Below are 18,460 nucleotides of genomic sequence, written 5' to 3' on the forward strand. Positions count from 1 at the left end.
AACCTGGCCAGCTTTATTCATAAACAAGCTATTAAAATATTTGAATACAGCGATATTGACCTTCATGTAAATGCTTCAGTTAGCGAAACCGGGGTTGCCGTTAGCGGCGAAAAAAGACGGCAGATATACCTTCTTGTTAAGGAGGGCTTAAACAATATTGTCAAACATTCGGAGGCGCAAAACGCATTTCTGGAAATCAGTCTTTACAAAAAACGACTGCATATCAGTATTCGTGATGACGGCCGGGGCTTTGACCCCGATCTGCGTAAATACGAAACCATGGGGATCCGTAATATTTATGAGCGTGCAAAAATATTGAACGCTGATCTGAAAATTGAGACAGCACCTGGTAAAGGCACATCCATTAATCTTAAATTAAACCTTTAGGACTACCCCATAATAGGTATAAGTAAAGCCGGGATAATTTAAGATATTAGCATTTTATATTTACCGCAAGCATGCTTCAGATAATTTTGTTAGAAGATAATTTATATTACCGGCGAGGGTTGGAACAGATTATTCATGACATGAGTGGAGTAAGCCTAATGGGGTCATACGCTAACGCCGAATCCGTATTAAAAAAAATAAACCAGTTAAAACCGGATATCTTTATAGTTGATATTAACCTTGAAGGCATATCGGGTATTGAATTTATACGGCAGGCTAAACCCTTGCTTCCTGATACCGAATTTTTGGTGTGTACTATAAATGATGACAATACCAATATTTTTGAGTCGCTAAAAAGCGGAGCAACAGGTTATATGCTCAAAGAATCATCGGCCGATGAGATCAAAAATGCTATTACTGAAATTGCTGCAGGAGGTTCGCCCATGAGCGCTTATATCTCACGCAGGGTTATAGCATCCTTTAATAGTGCTGCTACAGCAAAACCAACCTCGGTTGCTGCCGAAAACCTGACGGAGCGTGAGGTTGAGGTACTTAACCATCTGGCGCGCGGCTTGCAATACAAAGAAATTGCAGATCGACTTGAAATTTCAACAGGTACCGTCAAAAAACACATTCGTAATACCTATGTCAAGTTACAGGTTCAAAATAAAGTAGAAGCTATTAATAAATTTCGCGCAATTTGATATACCACTTTTTCAGTATTGCAGGGTTTGGGGGTTAACCTTAATTTAGCGTCATAAAGAATTGAGGGGTGGATATTTAAATTAGCTACCTGTTAGTGATTTAAAACCTAAACCTTATCATAAATCTAAATTTGTTAACCGGCACGGTTGTGGCGGTTTTTTTTTGCGTAAGATTTTGCATGAAATGAAGATGTGCTAAGTGCAGATTTATTTTTCGGTATAATGCACGTCATTTAGCCTGATTCTATCTTAAATTTCTTCGATAATCGCAGTACAAATGCTTTGGTAGTATCTTCCAGCATAAAAGTTAAAGTTTATTATGCTTTTATGATAAGATTTGAACGAACCATTTACCAAGTCAGCTCCGTAAGACATATGTTAGAGAGTGAAATGTAATTAAACGACGAAGTGTGAAAATATTAGTTCAGGAATCTCTTAGCAACAAAGAGATTGAAGCCGCTTTTCGCTTATGGAATAATGAATATCCTGAAAAATTAAAGTTTGATGCAATCGAAGATTTTAATGGCTATCTCAACAATCTCGATGCAAAAATGCACTTTTTGCTAATTAACGAACAGGAGGGTATTGTTGGTTGGTCAGCAACTTTCTTTCGTGATAATGCGAGATGGTTTGCGATCATATTAGATAGTAATATTCATGGAATGGGTTATGGAACAAGTATGCTTGATGAAATAAAGAAGCGCGAAAACCAGCTTACCGGTTGGGTAATTGATAAAGATGATGTTCTGCGCGCTGATGGGTTCAGGTATAAATCGCCCCTGCAATTCTATATAAAAAATGGCTTTAACGTCCTTCCCGAATGTAGAATGGAGTCGGAAAAAATATCCGCTGTGAAAATTACCTGGCAACTCGCTGGTGAATTTGAACTCATTTAATCACAGCATTCCTGCGAAGTATTAATAGCCGCTAACTTGCAGGCTATTTAATGTACTCATGGTAGATATATTTAACGAACAATAACGGAGGTGATACCGTCCGGCCGCCCTATTGCTATTCTTTTGATTTCTTTGCGCGTATTCAGGTCAATCACATAAACGTAATTGTTGGGTGTACAGGAAACGAACATCCGGTTCATCGCTTTATCCATGTAAATCCCGGCGCCCTGGCCCATGTTTTCTTTTTGTTCTAACTGCTGCGTTATCCTGTTATAATATAGAAGGTCGCCGGTTTTAACGCTGACCACGCAAACCGTTTTACCATCGGGCGTAATGCCAATGCGGTGCAAACCTGGCACATGGGTATCAATGGTTGCTTTTACCTTCTTGTTTACCAGGTCAACAATGACGATGTGACCATCCGGCCGGGCTGTCCAAAGGTCCTTGCCGTCGGCGGTTATATCAAAACCTTCGGCACCAACACCCACATTAACCAAAGTTTGCCGCCATTCTATACGTTTCTTAGCATTTGCCGGTAATACACCTGTTGGTGGCATATACGGCGGTATCAGCTTCCTTTCGAAAATACTGATTGTGCCCGACTCTACATTGGTGGTATAAAAAGTATTGCCATCAGCGGTCATACGCATCAGATGGGTAAAATCCTGACCGGTTCCCAATACCCGTACCGGCTTATCCTGTTTCACATCGTAAGCTACAACAGCCTTAGATCCCTGCGCTGTGTACCAAAGCGTATCATTATGATAAGCCATACCGTGCGGTACATAAAAAGGTTGCGTATCAATATCCTTAACCGGTTGCATTTTTTTTAAATCGATGACATTGATAACATGCCCCGTGCCGGCAATCACTGCGTTAGATACGTAGGCGATGCTATTGTCTGTAGATAATTCTATCTCGTGTGGGTCTTCACCTACGGGTATCTTGTTAACAGGTTCGAGTGTTTTGTAGTCAAGTACCCACATTTTGTGTTCGCCTTTAGATAACAGCAATACATACTGTTTGTCTTGTGCAATGGCGAAAAGGCCGGTAAAAACAAGCAGTAACGTAAGTAGTAGTTTCATTTTGATCTATTTATTATAAGTGCCTGATGAAATATGCCAGGTAATTATTCGAGTAAACTTCAAATACTATCCCGAAAGGATGTTTCATATAACACTTGCGGTAACATTTATCGTCGGGGGTAATATAGAACATACGGGTATGCTTTGTTTACCGCTATGTGCAACAATTTTGTTAACCACGCTCTTCTCGCCTGTCTATCAGTGTTTAAATTTCACCTCTATATATCACCCGGATATGTTAGATAAAACCAAAGTTTAATTTTTTTTATGGATTTGGTATTTAAATAATAGTTAAGTAACGCTTTTAAACTTTAAAGTTGATTTTGTTATAACTATCTGGTATTTAATTGATTGTATTTTGTTTAATGAGCGTGGGGCAAATCTTGGCTTCTTATTATTGGTTGGAGTTTTTAAATAATAGAGAAATAATCCTAAAACAGTAAAAGAAAATCCCGATAGCGTAAATGATTTCTCAAATCTAAAAACGACTTTTGTTGTGTTTATTTAGACTTATTAAAAATAAGCGTATATTTAATTGTTACATGTTCAAACTTTACCTAATGCTTTATCTCAGCTGTTTTTGTTTGATAGCCGCCGCTCAATCCCCTTATAAAATAAGCGGGCAGGTGCTGAACGAGCAGGGAGAACCGGTAAACGCATCAAGCATCCTGATCAAAGAAAATTTAAGAGGTACTCAAACCGATACCATGGGCCGTTTTGTGATAGATAAATTAAAACCTCGCGAATACACGCTTATCATTTCGGCCCTTGGCTATGAAAAGCATTTTCAGTGTGTTGATATTAGACGGCAGTCTGTTAGCAATATCCGCATTCACTTAAAAATATCCGCTCAAAATCTCAAAGAAGTAAATGTACTTGGGAAACAGGAAAGTCATGATAACCTGATTGATCTTACCCGTACGCCCATGCCGTCAACAGTAATAACGCGCAAGCAGATAGAGATGATGGGCAGCCGCCGGCTGGATGAAGTATTAAAGGAGCAAACCGGACTGGCCATAGTAAATGACATAGGATCGGGTGCCAGGACGGTTGGTTTGCAATTACAGGGTTTTGATAGTGGTTATACCATGATCATGATTGACGGCCAGCCCATGACGGGCCGTAATTCGGGTAATTTCGACTTATCACGTATTACGGTTGCTAATATCGAGCGTATAGAGATTATTAAGGGTGCATCATCATGCCTGTTTGGGAGTGAGGCCTTAGCCGGGGTAGTTAACATTGTTACCCGTCAAAACATATCGCAAAGCCAGGGATTGGCCAGTTTGCGCTACGGCAGTTTTAATACGCTGGATGCCACACTTGAGGGCGAAACCCCTTTTGCAAAAGGCAAAGGTTCGGGTTATATATCAGGTAATTATTATCGTACCGATGGTTTTAACGCCAACCCTTACCTGAGCGAGGGTAAAACAGCCCCGCCTTATGATAGCTATACGATACAAGGCCGCGGAAGGTACACTTTAAGTACCATGAATGCGCTTAACATAACCGGGCGCTATGCTGTACGTAATTCAGTAAATCAAACTGCTTATAGTACAGTGCCAAGCCGGGATATGCTGGTAGAAAAAGATTTGAACGCCTCGGCTATTTTAAATACCAATTTTAATAACGGGCTGCGGTTAAAAACGCAATACTACCTTACCCGTTACGCTACCGATCAAAATATTACCAACCTGGCCAATAGCCAGGTGATACCTACCAACAACTTTGTGCAGTACCTGCACCGGGGAGAGCTACAGGCCTCGCAAACTTACTGGGGCAGCATGGTGCTTACAGGTGGCACCGGTATCCAGTACGAAACAATGAACAACAACTTGTACAGCGGGATTAAAAGCCAGTCGACAGCGTTTGTATATGCACAGGCTGATTGGAAACTCAGTGATGAATTGGGTTTGACAGGTGGCGTGAGGGGCGAGCACCATAGCCGCTACGGCAGCAGTTTGAACCCAAGCTTCGGCGTAAAATATCAACCTGTAAAACCGCTTACCTTAAAGGCGGCCATAGCAACCGGCTTTAAAACGCCCGATTTCAGGCAGTTGTACCTCAATTTTACAAACCTTGCCGGTGGGGGTTATACTGTGTTAGGTACCGATGTTTTCACAGCCGAGTTACAGAAGCTACAAGATGCCGGACAAATAGCTACCGTGTTTGCCAACGCCGCTAAAGTGAGCACACTTAAGCCCGAACGTTCGGTGGCTTACAGTGCAGGTTTTACTTTGCAGATAACGTCCGCTATAAAGGCCGATGTTAACGGCTTCTATAATGATGTGCGCAATTTTATTAATACAGATCAGGTGGCATCGAAGAAAGGTGGTCAGCAGATCTTCTCTTATTTCAATATAGACAGGGCCTTCCTTACCGGTGCGGATGTTGGCCTGAACTTTCGTGTTACTAAAGGATTTAACATTTCGGCAGGGTATCAATTACTATATGCTAAGGACAGGGGGGTAATTGATTCGATTAAAGCAGGCAAAGGAAATTATGCACAGGTTTATGATCCCAATACCGGTCAAACCCGCCGCTCTAAAGTTTCCGATTATTTCGGGCTTAATAACCGTTCACGTCATATGGCTAATATCAAGTTCACTTACGAATATGAGCCTAAAGGTATTACCGGCACATTCAGGGTTAATTACCGGGGCAAATATGGCTTCCAGGAAGCTAACCTGGCTAACCAGTTTCTTGACCCTTATGATACTTATGTATCCAGCTTTTTCCTCTTCAACGCTTCGGTGCAAAAAAAGCTGATGAACAATCATTTTTCGATACAGCTAACCGCCGATAATATCTTGAACTACCGTGATCAGCTGATGCCAGCACAAAGCGGTCGCACCATTATGCTTGGCCTCAACTATCGATTTTTTAAACAACAATAATAAACTCCGATGAAATTACTATCGACCTATAAAAACCATTATCAACAGCTGTTCATTGCCCTGGCTGTGGTTGCTGTCTTTAGCTCCTGTACTAAAGACCAGGTTAAACCACAGCTTCAGGATGGCAGCAGTACCGTAGTTACCGATTTGCCCGGCGATGTAGGCAGTACCATAAACACAGGCTTTAAAACTTTCTACTTCAGTTTTGCTACCGATAGTAAGGTGGATAGCACGGCCAAAAAAAGCACCGCCTGGGATATCTCTTTTGCAAGGGAATATAACTCATACGTAGGGATCAATAACGGTAACAATGAGGGTAGCTACGGTTTTGGGGGGCCGGGTAAAGGAGCGATAGTGGCCGTGAGCCAAACGTACGATTCGGTTAAGGAAGCTCCATCAGATGCAGATTTTCAAAGTAAGGGTGTAACCTCGGTGGGTTGGGATCCGGGTAATGGATTAGGGTGGTATTTCTATGATCTGAAAACGCACATCGCTGTACCTGTTAAGGGGCGCACTTATGTGTTGCGTACAGCTGAGGGGAAATATGCCAAGTTGGAGCTGGTAAGCATGTATAAAGGCGCACCTGCGGTAGTTACTGACCTTAACTGGCCATCACCTTACTTCACCTTCCGCTATTATGTTCAACAGGACGGTAGCCGTAATCTATCAACCAAAAACTAAAAACAATTAATCATGAAAATCAAACATATACTTCAAAAACGCACTACCCGCTCTTTAGCAGTACTTGCGGTTGCAGCTATAACATTTAACTCGTGTTCAAAAAGTGAAGGAGTAAAACCGGATGTTACAACACCGGTAGTTACACCCACCAGGGACGCCGATAAAGTACCTTACTATAAGTTGCAAAGGGTAGAGAATCTGGCCGCCCAAACTGATGATCAAAATCCCACCGAACCTAAAACAGAGATACTGTTCAGTTTAGATTATAAAAAGGAACAGCCCAACACTTATGCCAAAACCACGCTTTGGGATATTTCATTGAGCGGGCTTTACAATAGTTTTTTAGGACCGAATAGCAATACTGATGCCGGAAATTCCGGCTATCAGGGGCCGGGTAAGGGTGGTATTACCATTGTTCAGCAGGCTTTTGATGATGTGACCGCCATACCTGCCGCAGCCGATTTCAAAACAACCAAAGGTTTGATCGGTACAGACGACAAAGGCAGTTTCGGTACGGGAACCGGCTGGTACCTTTACGATTTTGGAGGAACTGAAGTTGGCGATGGTAGCGCCACTAAAGTACACGTAGCCTACGCCCTGGGCAATGCGCTTAAGCTGGCCGATGGTAGTACGCTACCTGCACGGACCGTCATTGTAAAAACAGCATCGGGCGATTATGCCAAGATCAAAATGATCAGCTGTTATAAAGACATTTTTACACCCGACCAAATGTTAACCAACTCGCCGCATATGTATTTCACCTTCGAATACATGATAGTACCGGCAGGCAGTACCAAATTCGAGATCAAGTAATACAGTCCTACACCCCATTATATGAAAACAAAATACCTGGCTTTTTTAATCGCTTTATTTATTGCAGGTTTCACTGCCTGTAAAAAAACTATCAATTACGATCCGCTGGCCCAAAACAGGATAACCGAATACAAGGTGGTAAATGTTCAGGATACCGTAATCTATGGTTCGATAGATAATATTCAAAATACCATTACCGTGTACGTGCCTTATTATTATGGCATGACGGTGATTCAGCCGAGCATTAAAGTTGATGCCGGTGCCATGCTAAGCACGCAGGCATTACCGGTTGAGGTAACCGATGCCTCACAAAGCTATACAGTTAAAGGTGCCGATGGCAGCACCAGAACTTACAAACTGATCATCGCGCAGCAAAACCCTCCTGCTTTAAGTTTAGAATGGTCGGATGCCAACCCGGTTGCGGTTCCGGGTGGCCAACTCACTGTAATAACCGGAAATTTTCAGAGTACTAATAAAACAACCTTGAAAATAACACTTCAAAGCGTTACATCTAATCAAATTATAACTCCTGATCCCAGTACTGCATTTATTCTTACCTGGATTGAAGGAAAAGGAACCTACATCTCAAGTGCAAATACACCAACCTCATTAGATAGTGGTTTGTATAAGGTTAATGTAAGCTTTTTAGGAAACAACGTAACCATGGATAAACCGGTGCATGTGTATTATCCCACACCGTCCATCGCCCCAACATGGAACACCCAAACTGTGGCCGCAGGCGATACGCTGGCTTTTATACCCAACGGAACAGGTTTGTTTTATGACCTGAAAACCGTTACCGCTAAAATACAAGGTCAAAATTATAACATCCCAATTAAAAGCACCAGCCGTTTAGGAGCAGTTATCACCTTCCCTGATGGATTGCCGGTAGGCAATTGGGGCAGTGTACCCTTCGTATTTCAGTTTGGCAATTTTAACCCGGTAACTACTACTGTGCCTTTAATAGTGAAAGCTAAAGGTGGTTGATAAAAGCATTATGCGCCTTGCGTACGAAGGCAAGTAATAATAACCTATGTATAAACAAAACCTTATGCCTATGAAGAAATAAAATTGTAAACACCAATACCAACCGGCAGCTCCTTGTGGGGTGTTAAAGGAATTGCAATACAATTTATCAAAGGCAACCCGTACATGTTTGCTAAGGGACAAATCAAAACGCGCATGTACAGGAGGCCCGATTAATGCCCAATAATAAATCAAATTTTTAAATACATCAAATACTTAAAATGAAAACAATTGTAAAAAACATATCAAAAACCGTTTTAGTTGTACTTGCCGCTTCTGTAGCTTTCACTTCATGTAAAAAAGATAGCAGCAGCAATGTAAACCCATTAAAAGCAAGTAACCAAACAGCAAGCGTATCGCCTACAAACACTTTGCTTTATGGCAACTGGGGCAACCCAACACCTGCTCCCGGAACATTTGGTACCAGGTATTTTAACCTGTCTACCGGTGCACAAGACTCAACCGGGACCATAGCTTATCATCTAACGTTTACATCTACCAATAACCTGCTTATTAAACCCCGTAGCGGTGCTACGCTTAAATATTTGAATACAACCAAAGCTTTTTCGGCACTTGACGCCAGCGATTTGGCCGCCGCTACAACGGTTACTGCCACCACCGGCATAGGTTTAAATACCGTTAGCGATTCGTTGAATACTACATTAAACGCTAACGGATGGTTAAATTATAATATTACCACCCACGTAGTTAGCTATACCCATAACGTGGTGTTTTTCCTTACACAAGGTACTACTACCTACGCTTTTAAAGCAACTGCTTCCAGTGCGCAAGGTACAGCAACATCAAACCGTGGCCTGTACTGGTTTGACCGCGGCGTACTTGTTCCGTAAGCATGCTAACGGTAGCACAGGTTGATAATTTTTAACCTGTGCCCGCTATTTTGATGGAGCAGCCTGCAGCGTTTGGCAGGGTGTTCCATCTGTTTTCATAATTCAATCAAAGCAATGAAAAAAAGAAACTTTTACTTATTTGTTCTTATGGGCATGGCAGTGCTTTTAAGCGTTTTAGCATCATGCAAAAAAGAATACCTAAAAACGCCTTTTAACCAGATAGAAACGTTTTCGGTAGCCGATTCGTTGGGTAACCAGTTAAAAGCATCTATAACTGGTGATAGTATAATTGTTTACTGGCCACCTTTTCAAACAGCGCCTTCAAAAGTAACGCCGCAAATAACAGTATCATCTGGCGCTACGGTAAGTCCGGCATCAGGCGCGCAGGTGACTTTTGCATCGGGCACAACCTATACCGTTACCGCGCAGGACGGCAGCCAAAAAACGTACAAGCTTATTCCTCTCATTAATCAGCCCGCGCCGGTGTTTGAGGTGCAAGAAACCGACGTTTTACAAATTGGATATTATTTGAAACTACGCGGGCAATATTTTATTACAGACACTAATCAAACAAAGCTTTACCTTACTAACAGCGCGAACAAAGATTTTCAGTTGAATTTAAAAAATGCTTCTTTTAATCCGTTTTATTTAAATGTACAATTACCGCAAAACAATAGTCTTGATACCGGCTATTATAAAGTTAAACTGGTAAGTGGTAAAAATACAGTTGTTAAGGGCCCGTATCATTTCGGCGTTCCGCAAATGCCCGTGTTAACTTCGCCCGATCTGGGTAAAAACGTGAAGCAGGGGCAAGTACTTACATTCACTATTCCAGGTCCATTTGCCAAATACTTTTATGGCACCTTTACCGGCGCACAAGCTTTGCTTTATATAGGCGATAATTTTGATTTAGCAACTGCCGACGTTACAAATTCTAATAACGGTACGTTAACAATGACAATTCCAACAGACGCACCGGTAGGTATCATTTACTATGTCGAGTTCCATGATAAGGATGGCAACTTTTTACATGATTGGGCGCCTTCAACATCGAATATCACTATAGTGCCATAACCCGGAATGATTTGCTGAGATGAATAGAGCGGGCGTATTTATGGGTATTTTACTGGCGACTTTAACTGTTGCCTGTAAAAAAGCGGAGGTTGGTTTGGATGCGCCGGTATCGCCGCTTACCGGCACGCGAACACAGTTTACACTCGATTCAATTTATTTGTACGCGAAACAGGTTTATTTATGGAGCAATTCCCTGCCTGCCTATAAAACATTTGATCCGCGGGCAAAGTATACTGCTTATGCATCGGCAGATGATGCTTTTAATACCGAGGTGTTCGATATTTCACAAATAGCTATCAATCCGTCAACAACAAAACCCTATGAGCTGCCTGTAAACGCGGGCGTGGCTAAATATTCCTACCTTACCGGGTATAATGGTAGTAGTGGCGGGGGACAAGCAGCTGTCGTGGCACCATCTTTAGATGCCATATTGAAGGATACGATTATTGATGAAAATATCGCTTATGTAGCATTGGGATCTTTCCCCAAACTAAGCACTTGTAAAAAAATGCTGGATGCTGCTTTCGCCAATTTGGGCACCACCAATCCTACCCGGTTAGTAATTGATTTGCGGTACAACGGCGGCGGTTATGTAGAAACTGCCGAGTATATAGCCAATCTTATAGCACCAGGGTCATTAACCGGAAAAGTGATGTTCACGGAGCAGTACAATACATTGCTTAGTGCGGGTGATGCTTCCATCCTTAAAAATCAAACTTACTATGATGCAAGTGGCAATACCGTAATTTATAAAGGCCGCACCGCCACAATGGCCGATGTAGATTATACTGAAACCGGCAATACGCACATGTTTGCTAAAACAACCGGATTCGAAACTGTAAAGGATATTTATTTTATCACTTCGGGCAGTACGGCTTCGGCCAGTGAGTTGCTCATCAGTGTTATGAAGCCCTACTTTAATGTAAGACTTGTTGGCGGCACCACATACGGCAAGCCGGTAGGCTTTTTTTCTGTTAAGGTAGATGTGTACAGCGTTTACCTGTCCGGATTTTTGATTCGGAATGCAGCGGGCTGGTCTGATTATTTTGAGGGCATGCCGCCAGATGTTGAAGTAGCACAGCAGGAAGGGGCAGCTTTAGGAGATCCGACCGAGGCTTGTTTAAAAGCCACTCTTGGTCTGATCAATGGCTCGTGGCCAGGTTTGGTACAACAGCAGGCTGCTGACAAAACGGTGCAGACTAATACTGTATTCAAATCAAGCCCGGTGAATGTTACAGTACAAGCATCCGGAATGATAGAGAACAGATTTAAATTGAAAAGTAATTAATAACAAAGAGAGCAATCTCTTCATAAAAACAAACTATATATGTTAAGTACAACAATTAAAGAGGCTACCAAAGATGCCCACCTGCAATTAGAAAAGAAAGTAGTTCAGCACCTGAAAGCCATCCGCAGCAAGCAGGATTATGCCGATTTGCTGAGGCGCTTTTACGCCTATTTTAATCATTTGGAGAGCGCGATTGCTCCTTTTATCACTGTTGATGTTTTGCCCGATTATCCGCAGCGCAGGAACTCATCCTATATTAAAACCGATATCGTGGATTTACGAGGAAATATTGATAACCTACCCAACACAACTGTTCCTGTGATCAGCAATGTCCAACAGGCACTCGGCGCTTTATATGTAATGGAGGGTTCTATTATGGGAGGAAGCATTATTGTGCAAATGCTGGCTAAAGGGGGAATTACCGAAGGCGTATCATTTTTTTCGGGTTATGGACCATCAACCGGACAGATGTGGGCCACATTTATCGGTGTATTGAATGGCTATGCTGCTAATGACGAACAAGAGGCTATAGCCGTTAAAACCGCTAACGAAACATTTGAACATTTTGCCGCCGTATTTGCCGAAGCGGAACTACCGGTTAACGGATAATTTGCCGTTGCTGCATAAGGAAAACTAAACCTGTTTATTGACTTGTATTGTTATGAAAATAAAATCGAAAATTGAAGGATCTGATGAGTGGTTGTTTATTGAAGAATTACCTGACGCCTATGCGCCGGGATCACAGTTCTCCGAAAAACATATTTCGATAAAGCGCGATCCGGTGAAAAAGTTGTTTTACTACCAGCTTAGCTCGGGCGGTTTATTTTTACTTCATTCAAGTATGCAGTTTAACAAGTCGGCGCGCATCCTGTCGGAAGTGGAGGGAGAGACGATAGCTTCACAGTTTGTTTTTTACGAGTCGGGTAATACGCTTTTGAAACCGGCAAAAAAAAACAGCTACGGCAGTAACAGGCATAATATCCGCTACGTTCCCTCATCAAAGGGCAGATACGAGGTAATACCCGATATGCAGTACAGCTATTTTTTAATGGTACTTTCTAAAGAGTATTATTTCCATCTGATAGACAGGCACGCTATCATCCATTCCTCTTTTGTTTCGGCCATTGCGGAAGGCAAATATACCTCGCTTGCCGTACAAGATTTGGCTGTAACGCCCGAAATGAAAAGAGTGATCACCGATATCTGCGAATGTAAAAAAACAGGCGAGGTCAAAAAATACTACACCGAATCGAAAGTGCTTGAACTGTTGATGCTTCAACTGGAGCAAATGCAGAAAGACAGTAATGAGGATGATGCCCCGCAAATCAAGACCGAAGATATTGAAAAGCTTTATCATGCTAAAGAGTTGCTGGATAAGGTTTACGTTAACCCGCCAACCATCAAGAAGCTATCAAGGCTCATTAACCTTAACGAGTTTAAACTGAAACAAGGTTTTAAAGCTTATTACGGCACAACCATATACGGATACATTACCCGGCTAAGAATGGAGACCGCCAAAACCATGATCATTAACGATCATAAAAGTATTGGTGAGGTGGCCCATGCCATAGGTTTTAAACACCAGGCACACCTAACCAGTGCTTTTAAAAAGTATTACGGCATTTTGCCAAGCCAGGTCAAGTTAAGCACTTAATTGGTTCAGGCTCGCTACCATTGATCCAATTATTATGGATTGCAACGCCAGTACTTTAATTTAATCTCTAACGGAACATTTGAATGGATGTTAATTGCTGTTCCGTAAATTTTATTTATATTGTTCAGGAAATCAGAAGCATTTCGTTTTGCTGCGCATCCTGCTAATCCGGTTAATTATTGCGACAAAAAAGTAACTGTCATGTTAACAGTTGCCAATTATCGAAGTGCAGGCTAAAAATTGCGACAGATGATTTACCTGAAATATTAATTAAGCTAAAGTGCAAAATTTTAAAGAAGATAATCATCCGACCTTAGACCCCAAATTGATTATAATTGGGGGATTTACCGCATTGGGTGGCTTGCTCATCTATGCGGTAATAGCATGGTTGGTGTGGTTTATGCTTCATTAAACAATTAACAAGAACTGCAGTGTTTTTTATTATTGCTCATAGCTTATTGTCATTATAAGCATTTTCCAACTTCAAATACGCTTTCGGGAGTTAATTGAATCTGTATTCGGATTTGTGTGGTCAATAACATTAAATTATGTTGATCAAGGCTAACACAATCAGAGTGTTCAAAATGAGACAGATATTGTTCGGTTTCATTACAGATTAATATTGCTGGTGAAGTTTAAGTGATTGTAAATGAGTGTATTGATAGCAAGGCACGGCACTTGGTGCAAAGTAGTAACTTGAATCAATATACTTTCCATATCAGCGCGTATGACCTGGTTTTTGTGGGGGCGATATTTATCGGTCTTACTTTTTCCTGCTTACTGTGTTTTGTCAAAAGCGCCAATCAGGCAGCAAATCGCTTTCTTGGGCTTGCTCTGGTCACAATTATTTTATGGATGATCAAAGTTTTGGGTGCTGACATTCGGCTTGAAAGTTATTTTCCGTATTGGAATTGGTTGCCCTTGCAATTCTTACTGGCTCTTGGCCCCCTCATCTTTTTTTATGTCATGAAATTGACGCAACCTGCGTACAGACTAAAACTAAGTAATATACTGCATTTCAGTCCGCTGTTGTTTGAGCTTGGCGCGCAGATACTTGAAATTGAAGGCCCCGCCAAAATAGGTAAATTGACTCATTATGCGGCGGCGTACCATTACCTGAACTCCGTATTACAATTATTGATATTAGGTTCGGTAGGCATATATTTATTCCTGTCACTGAGACTAATAGAACACTATTATCAACAACTAAAGTTCAATCGCGGCGACCGCCACCGTTTTGAATTAACCTGGTTGCGTCGACTGCTTACCGGTTTTGGAACTTTTTGGACGTTGTGGATACCGTACACAGCACTAAATTATTTCTATTATCATCATCCATTAGACGGAGAAATCTACTACCCTTTATATCTTCTTTTTGTGATACTGTTCATTCGTATTACAGCTTTGGTATTTTTAAGACAGCTCCCCGCAATACCGGTTAATGCTTCTCGTATCTCGTTGCCTCCCACAACAGATGGATCCAGGCAAAAGGGGGCCTGGTTAAAAAGGACAATGAATACAGAGCGGTATTATCAGGATCCTGAACTTAATTTAAGTTCTCTTGCCGAAAAGCTTGGGTTGAACCCGCACGAATTATCCCGGATCATCAATACCGTGTATAAAAAGAGTTTTAATGATTTTGTTAACGAATATCGTGTCAGGGAGGTTATCCGGAAAATGCAGGATCCTGATTATGATCATTTAACCTTACAAGGTATAGCTTTTGAGTCAGGTTTTAATTCTAAAACCACCTTTCATCGCCTGTTTAAAGAAATGACAGGCAAAAGCCCCGCTGAATATAAAAGTCAACAGAAAAAAGAACTCCCATCTTATAAACTGGAACTTCGTACTCATTCCGAACCGGTAATTTCGAACCAGAACACCACGCCAAAGTGGTCTCGCCGGAAATTAAACCGCAACTATATGTTCAGGAATTATGTAAAGATGGCATGGCGCAATCTGCTGCACAACAAGGTTTACAGCGCGCTTAATATTACAGGCCTTGCTACCGGCATGGCCGTGGCCCTACTGATTGGTCTTTGGGTATTTAACCAGTATTCTTTCGATCGTTTCCTGCCAGATTACGGGCAGGCCTACGCCGTTAAGGTAAATTATACCAACCAGCATGATGGTACACATACTGTAGGCACAGTAGCTATCCCGCTTGCAGATGCCCTCAGGACATCCATCCCCGGTATAAAGTATGTGGCGGAAGCTGACATGGACGATTTTCAGACACGCAACCTGACGGTAGGGGATAAGAAACTGCTTATAGACGGCGGAACGGTGGCACCGGATTTCCTGAATATTTTCCGCTACCCATTGTTAAAAGGCGATGGCAGCAATGTGTTGAAGGATCCCTATTCCATTGTGCTTGATCAAGCTACATCCAATTCATTGTTTGGAAATACCGACCCAATAGGCAGAACCATCAGGATAGATAATAAGCATGATGTGAAAGTTACCGGTTTAATGAAGAATTTTCCCGCTAATTCATCCTTCCAATTTCATTTTTTAATACCGTATAGCTATGCAGAGCAAACTGAAGATTGGGTAAAGAATGCCCGTACCCAATGGGACAATTCATCGTTTGAGATATTTGTTGGATTGCAACCTGGAGTTACGGCAGCACAGGTTACGGCCAAGATCAAAAACCTGATCTATGAAAACAATCCCAATGTAAGGGCATTTAAACCGGAGGTTTTCCTGCACCCTTTAAAGGACTGGCACTTATATGCTGATTTTAAAAATGGTAAAGTTGCAGGTGGTTTTATTGATTATGTGCGAATGTTTGGCATTATTGGATTATTGGTTTTACTGATAGCCTGCATCAATTTCGTGAATCTCTCTACCGCCCGCTCCGAAAAACGCGCACGCGAAGTAGGCGTTCGCAAGGCAATAGGCTCCAATCGCAAGGATCTGATCTTTCAGTTTTTGACCGAATCAGTTTTGATGACATTCGCCGCTTTTCTGCTGGCTGTTATTTTCGTTCAGTTAGCCCTACCGCAATTTAATAAGCTAACTGGTAGTTTAATACAAATACCCTATGGTAATCCGGTTTTCTGGTGTATCATGATAGGGTATGTATGTGCAACCGGCTTGCTGGCCGGCTGCAGGCCCGCTTTTTACTTGTCGTCATTCAACCCGGTAAAAGTGTTAAAAGGGGCATTGCAGATTGGCAAAGCGGCCACTACTCCCCGGAAAATCCTGGTTGTATTGCAATTCAGTTGCTCAGTGGCATTTATCATCAGCACGGTTATTATTTACAAGCAGATCAGGTATGCCAAAGACCGCCCTATAGGTTATAGTGCCGATAGGTTGGTTTCAACATTTATAACTAAAGATCTGGCCGACCATTATGAATCATTTAAGAATGATCTTGTCGCCTCAGGAATGGTAGAGAGCGTCACCAAGGCATCCAGCATGGTTACCAATATAAGCTGGCACACTAACATTGCAAGCTGGCCCGGGCAAATGGCAGGTGAACAGGCCATAAATGTAGGGGCAATTATTACCGACGATAATTATTTTACAACGGTTGGCATGAAACTGCTGAGCGGCGAAAATTTTTCAAGTGATTATAATACCGACACCAATAATATCATCGTGAACGAGACGGCAGTCAGGCGAATGGGACTAAAAGCCCCCATCAATCAATTGATTAGCTTCAATGGTATTAAAGGCCGATCGAAAATCATCGGAGTTGTAAAAGATGCCCTGATGGAGTCTCCGTTTACGGCAGTGGAGCCTTTGATCTTTACCCATGGCGAGTTCGGCACACAGATAATTTATCGTTTGACGCCAGGAATAAGTCAACATACTGCTATTGAAAAGATAGGGCATATATTTAATAAATATAATCCGGCTTATCCATTCACCTACTCATTTGTGAATGATGCCTATGATCGCAAATTTAATATGGAAACGCTGGTTGGCAAGCTTGCTGGTGTTTTTGCCGGACTGGCAATTTTTGTTTCATGCCTGGGTTTGTTTGGCTTGGCAGCTTATGTGGCCGAACAACGCACCAAGGAGATAGCTGTGCGCAAGGTGCTTGGCGCCTCTATCAGCCAAATATGGATGATGATTTCAGCAGATTTTATTCTGCTGGTGACCATCAGCTGTGTTATCGCTTCTCCTGTGGCTTGGTATTTCCTCCGCAACTGGCTGCAGAAATATGAATACAGGATTACGATAGGTCCAACTGTATTCTTGCTGTCAGCCGTAATAACCGTATTGATCACGCTGGTGACCATCAGTTTCCAGGCTATGAAGGCGGCTTTAACTAACCCTGTGAAAAGTTTAAGGAGTGAGTGATTCCGGCTCAGCCTGATAGGAAATATGTTTACAGTTAGGCTTCAATTGTTTCGACATCGTGTCGCTGGGCGGACAAGTGACACGATGTCTTAATTTGCTATTTTTTTACTTGTTGAGGTGTTAATTGAAAGGTAGTTAGGTAGATGTTTTTTCGATTTGCCATTTTGCTTAATTTATTTCAGGGTTAATTATGCTGACTGATCCTTAATTAATACGGCAGCCTCGCCGATGTAAAATGTTTCGCGCCCCTCCCAAAAACCGATTAGCGTCTTTCATATAATCGATTCATTTTAAGTACTCAGAGCAGAAAATTGATTGAACACATTCATGAAATGTCGATCCGGGATTTAACTACCTCCGGAATCGAAGAGTCCCTGCAACTTTTCTGCTCATCCGCCAGGTATTATATGAACAGGCGGCGTGATTTGAACATACCGGTTTTTCTCCGCCTAATTGATATTTACAATAGCTCGTAATTTCATACCCACCATAGTTAATGCGCTTTCCTTACTCTGCATGTAAATGCCTGAATCTGCCTGATGTGTTTTGATAGCAGTAATAATATGTTTGCCTTGACAATAGTCTCTGATTTATCCGGCATCAGTTGCAAATGCTGCCCCTGAATTTGGGATGATGTAAACCAATTATTATGACGGCGCTTTTCGTGAACCGGGATACTTTTCTCATTCTGCTAAACTGATAACGATTGCCCGGTGTGCATGCTACCGGGTATTAGTGATTAGTTGAACAAATCATAAAGACGAGCATCCAATGATTTAGCGTCATCTGG

At 41.9% G+C, this 18,460-nt stretch carries 14 protein-coding genes; 13 read left to right on the forward strand and 1 reads right to left on the reverse strand.

Features of this window, described 5'->3' with window-relative positions; genetic code table 11:
* The 3 genes from BMX50_RS29140 to BMX50_RS29150 all read left to right on the forward strand — a co-directional run.
* The coding region (locus BMX50_RS29140; protein WP_208864828.1) for a sensor histidine kinase at nt 1–387 on the forward strand (387 nt) is incomplete at its 5' end.
* A gap of 71 nt (nt 388–458) precedes the next feature.
* Nucleotides 459–1,091 (forward strand): response regulator, encoded by a 633-nt coding sequence (locus BMX50_RS29145; protein WP_091219380.1) that lies wholly within the window; start codon nt 459–461, stop codon nt 1,089–1,091.
* 410 nt (nt 1,092–1,501) lie between these two features.
* Entirely contained in the window at nt 1,502–1,987 is a 486-nt protein-coding gene (locus tag BMX50_RS29150) for a GNAT family N-acetyltransferase (protein WP_091219384.1), read from the forward strand.
* Between the two features lie 71 nt (nt 1,988–2,058).
* Here the strand turns inward: BMX50_RS29150 and BMX50_RS29155 are convergent, their stop codons facing one another.
* Nucleotides 2,059–3,072 (reverse strand): YncE family protein, encoded by a 1,014-nt coding sequence (locus BMX50_RS29155; protein ID WP_091219388.1) that lies wholly within the window; start codon nt 3,070–3,072, stop codon nt 2,059–2,061.
* A gap of 542 nt (nt 3,073–3,614) precedes the next feature.
* Between BMX50_RS29155 and BMX50_RS29160 the strand changes: the two genes are divergently transcribed.
* The 10 genes from BMX50_RS29160 to BMX50_RS29205 all read left to right on the forward strand — a co-directional run bounded on the left by BMX50_RS29160 (nt 3,615) and on the right by BMX50_RS29205 (nt 17,670).
* Nucleotides 3,615–5,969 carry a TonB-dependent receptor gene (locus tag BMX50_RS29160; RefSeq protein ID WP_091219393.1) on the forward strand — a complete coding sequence of 785 codons (2,355 nt, stop codon included), beginning with the start codon at nt 3,615–3,617 and terminating at the stop codon, nt 5,967–5,969.
* Nucleotides 5,970–5,978: 9 nt separating this feature from the next.
* Complete coding sequence (locus tag BMX50_RS29165; protein WP_244281139.1) at nt 5,979–6,650, forward strand: HmuY family protein; 672 nt, start codon at nt 5,979–5,981, stop codon at nt 6,648–6,650.
* A gap of 12 nt (nt 6,651–6,662) precedes the next feature.
* Nucleotides 6,663–7,463, forward strand: a complete 801-nt coding sequence (locus BMX50_RS29170; RefSeq protein ID WP_091219396.1) for an HmuY family protein — start codon at nt 6,663–6,665, stop codon at nt 7,461–7,463.
* 21 nt (nt 7,464–7,484) lie between these two features.
* Nucleotides 7,485–8,450, forward strand: coding sequence for a hypothetical protein (locus tag BMX50_RS29175; RefSeq protein WP_091219399.1), 966 nt, complete (start codon nt 7,485–7,487; stop codon nt 8,448–8,450).
* 260 nt (nt 8,451–8,710) lie between these two features.
* Nucleotides 8,711–9,340 carry a hypothetical protein gene (locus BMX50_RS29180; RefSeq protein ID WP_091219402.1) on the forward strand — a complete coding sequence of 210 codons (630 nt, stop codon included), beginning with the start codon at nt 8,711–8,713 and terminating at the stop codon, nt 9,338–9,340.
* A gap of 114 nt (nt 9,341–9,454) precedes the next feature.
* Nucleotides 9,455–10,414 carry a hypothetical protein gene (locus tag BMX50_RS29185; RefSeq protein WP_143065289.1) on the forward strand — a complete coding sequence of 320 codons (960 nt, stop codon included), beginning with the start codon at nt 9,455–9,457 and terminating at the stop codon, nt 10,412–10,414.
* A 19-nt stretch (nt 10,415–10,433) separates the two neighbouring features.
* Nucleotides 10,434–11,702, forward strand: coding sequence for a S41 family peptidase (locus tag BMX50_RS29190; RefSeq protein ID WP_091219406.1), 1,269 nt, complete (start codon nt 10,434–10,436; stop codon nt 11,700–11,702).
* 39 nt (nt 11,703–11,741) lie between these two features.
* The gene (locus BMX50_RS29195; RefSeq protein ID WP_091219409.1) at nt 11,742–12,311 is read left to right on the forward strand and encodes a biliverdin-producing heme oxygenase; all 570 of its coding nucleotides are present in this window, start codon (nt 11,742–11,744) and stop codon (nt 12,309–12,311) included.
* A 52-nt stretch (nt 12,312–12,363) separates the two neighbouring features.
* Nucleotides 12,364–13,356, forward strand: coding sequence for a helix-turn-helix transcriptional regulator (locus tag BMX50_RS29200; protein ID WP_091219412.1), 993 nt, complete (start codon nt 12,364–12,366; stop codon nt 13,354–13,356).
* Between the two features lie 966 nt (nt 13,357–14,322).
* Nucleotides 14,323–17,670 carry an ABC transporter permease gene (locus BMX50_RS29205; protein WP_167668137.1) on the forward strand — a complete coding sequence of 1,116 codons (3,348 nt, stop codon included), beginning with the start codon at nt 14,323–14,325 and terminating at the stop codon, nt 17,668–17,670.
* Nucleotides 17,671–18,460: the final 790 nt, after the last annotated feature.

Origin of the sequence: Mucilaginibacter gossypiicola, from assembly GCF_900110105.1 — a bacterium.
Taxonomy (GTDB): domain Bacteria; phylum Bacteroidota; class Bacteroidia; order Sphingobacteriales; family Sphingobacteriaceae; genus Mucilaginibacter; species Mucilaginibacter gossypiicola.

Bases quoted from the DNA above. Each gene is read 5' to 3' on its own strand.
- BMX50_RS29190 (WP_091219406.1), top strand. From the start codon at position 10,434: ATGAATAGAGCGGGCGTATTTATGGGTATTTTACTGGCGACTTTAACT.
- BMX50_RS29160 (WP_091219393.1), top strand. From the start codon at position 3,615: ATGTTCAAACTTTACCTAATGCTTTATCTCAGCTGTTTTTGTTTGATA.
- BMX50_RS29165 (WP_244281139.1), top strand. From the start codon at position 5,979: ATGAAATTACTATCGACCTATAAAAACCATTATCAACAGCTGTTCATT.
- BMX50_RS29195 (WP_091219409.1), top strand. From the start codon at position 11,742: ATGTTAAGTACAACAATTAAAGAGGCTACCAAAGATGCCCACCTGCAA.
- BMX50_RS29180 (WP_091219402.1), top strand. From the start codon at position 8,711: ATGAAAACAATTGTAAAAAACATATCAAAAACCGTTTTAGTTGTACTT.
- BMX50_RS29205 (WP_167668137.1), top strand. From the start codon at position 14,323: ATGAAATTGACGCAACCTGCGTACAGACTAAAACTAAGTAATATACTG.
- BMX50_RS29170 (WP_091219396.1), top strand. From the start codon at position 6,663: ATGAAAATCAAACATATACTTCAAAAACGCACTACCCGCTCTTTAGCA.
- BMX50_RS29200 (WP_091219412.1), top strand. From the start codon at position 12,364: ATGAAAATAAAATCGAAAATTGAAGGATCTGATGAGTGGTTGTTTATT.
- BMX50_RS29145 (WP_091219380.1), top strand. From the start codon at position 459: ATGCTTCAGATAATTTTGTTAGAAGATAATTTATATTACCGGCGAGGG.
- BMX50_RS29185 (WP_143065289.1), top strand. From the start codon at position 9,455: ATGAAAAAAAGAAACTTTTACTTATTTGTTCTTATGGGCATGGCAGTG.
- BMX50_RS29155 (WP_091219388.1), bottom strand. From the start codon at position 3,072: ATGAAACTACTACTTACGTTACTGCTTGTTTTTACCGGCCTTTTCGCC.
- BMX50_RS29175 (WP_091219399.1), top strand. From the start codon at position 7,485: ATGAAAACAAAATACCTGGCTTTTTTAATCGCTTTATTTATTGCAGGT.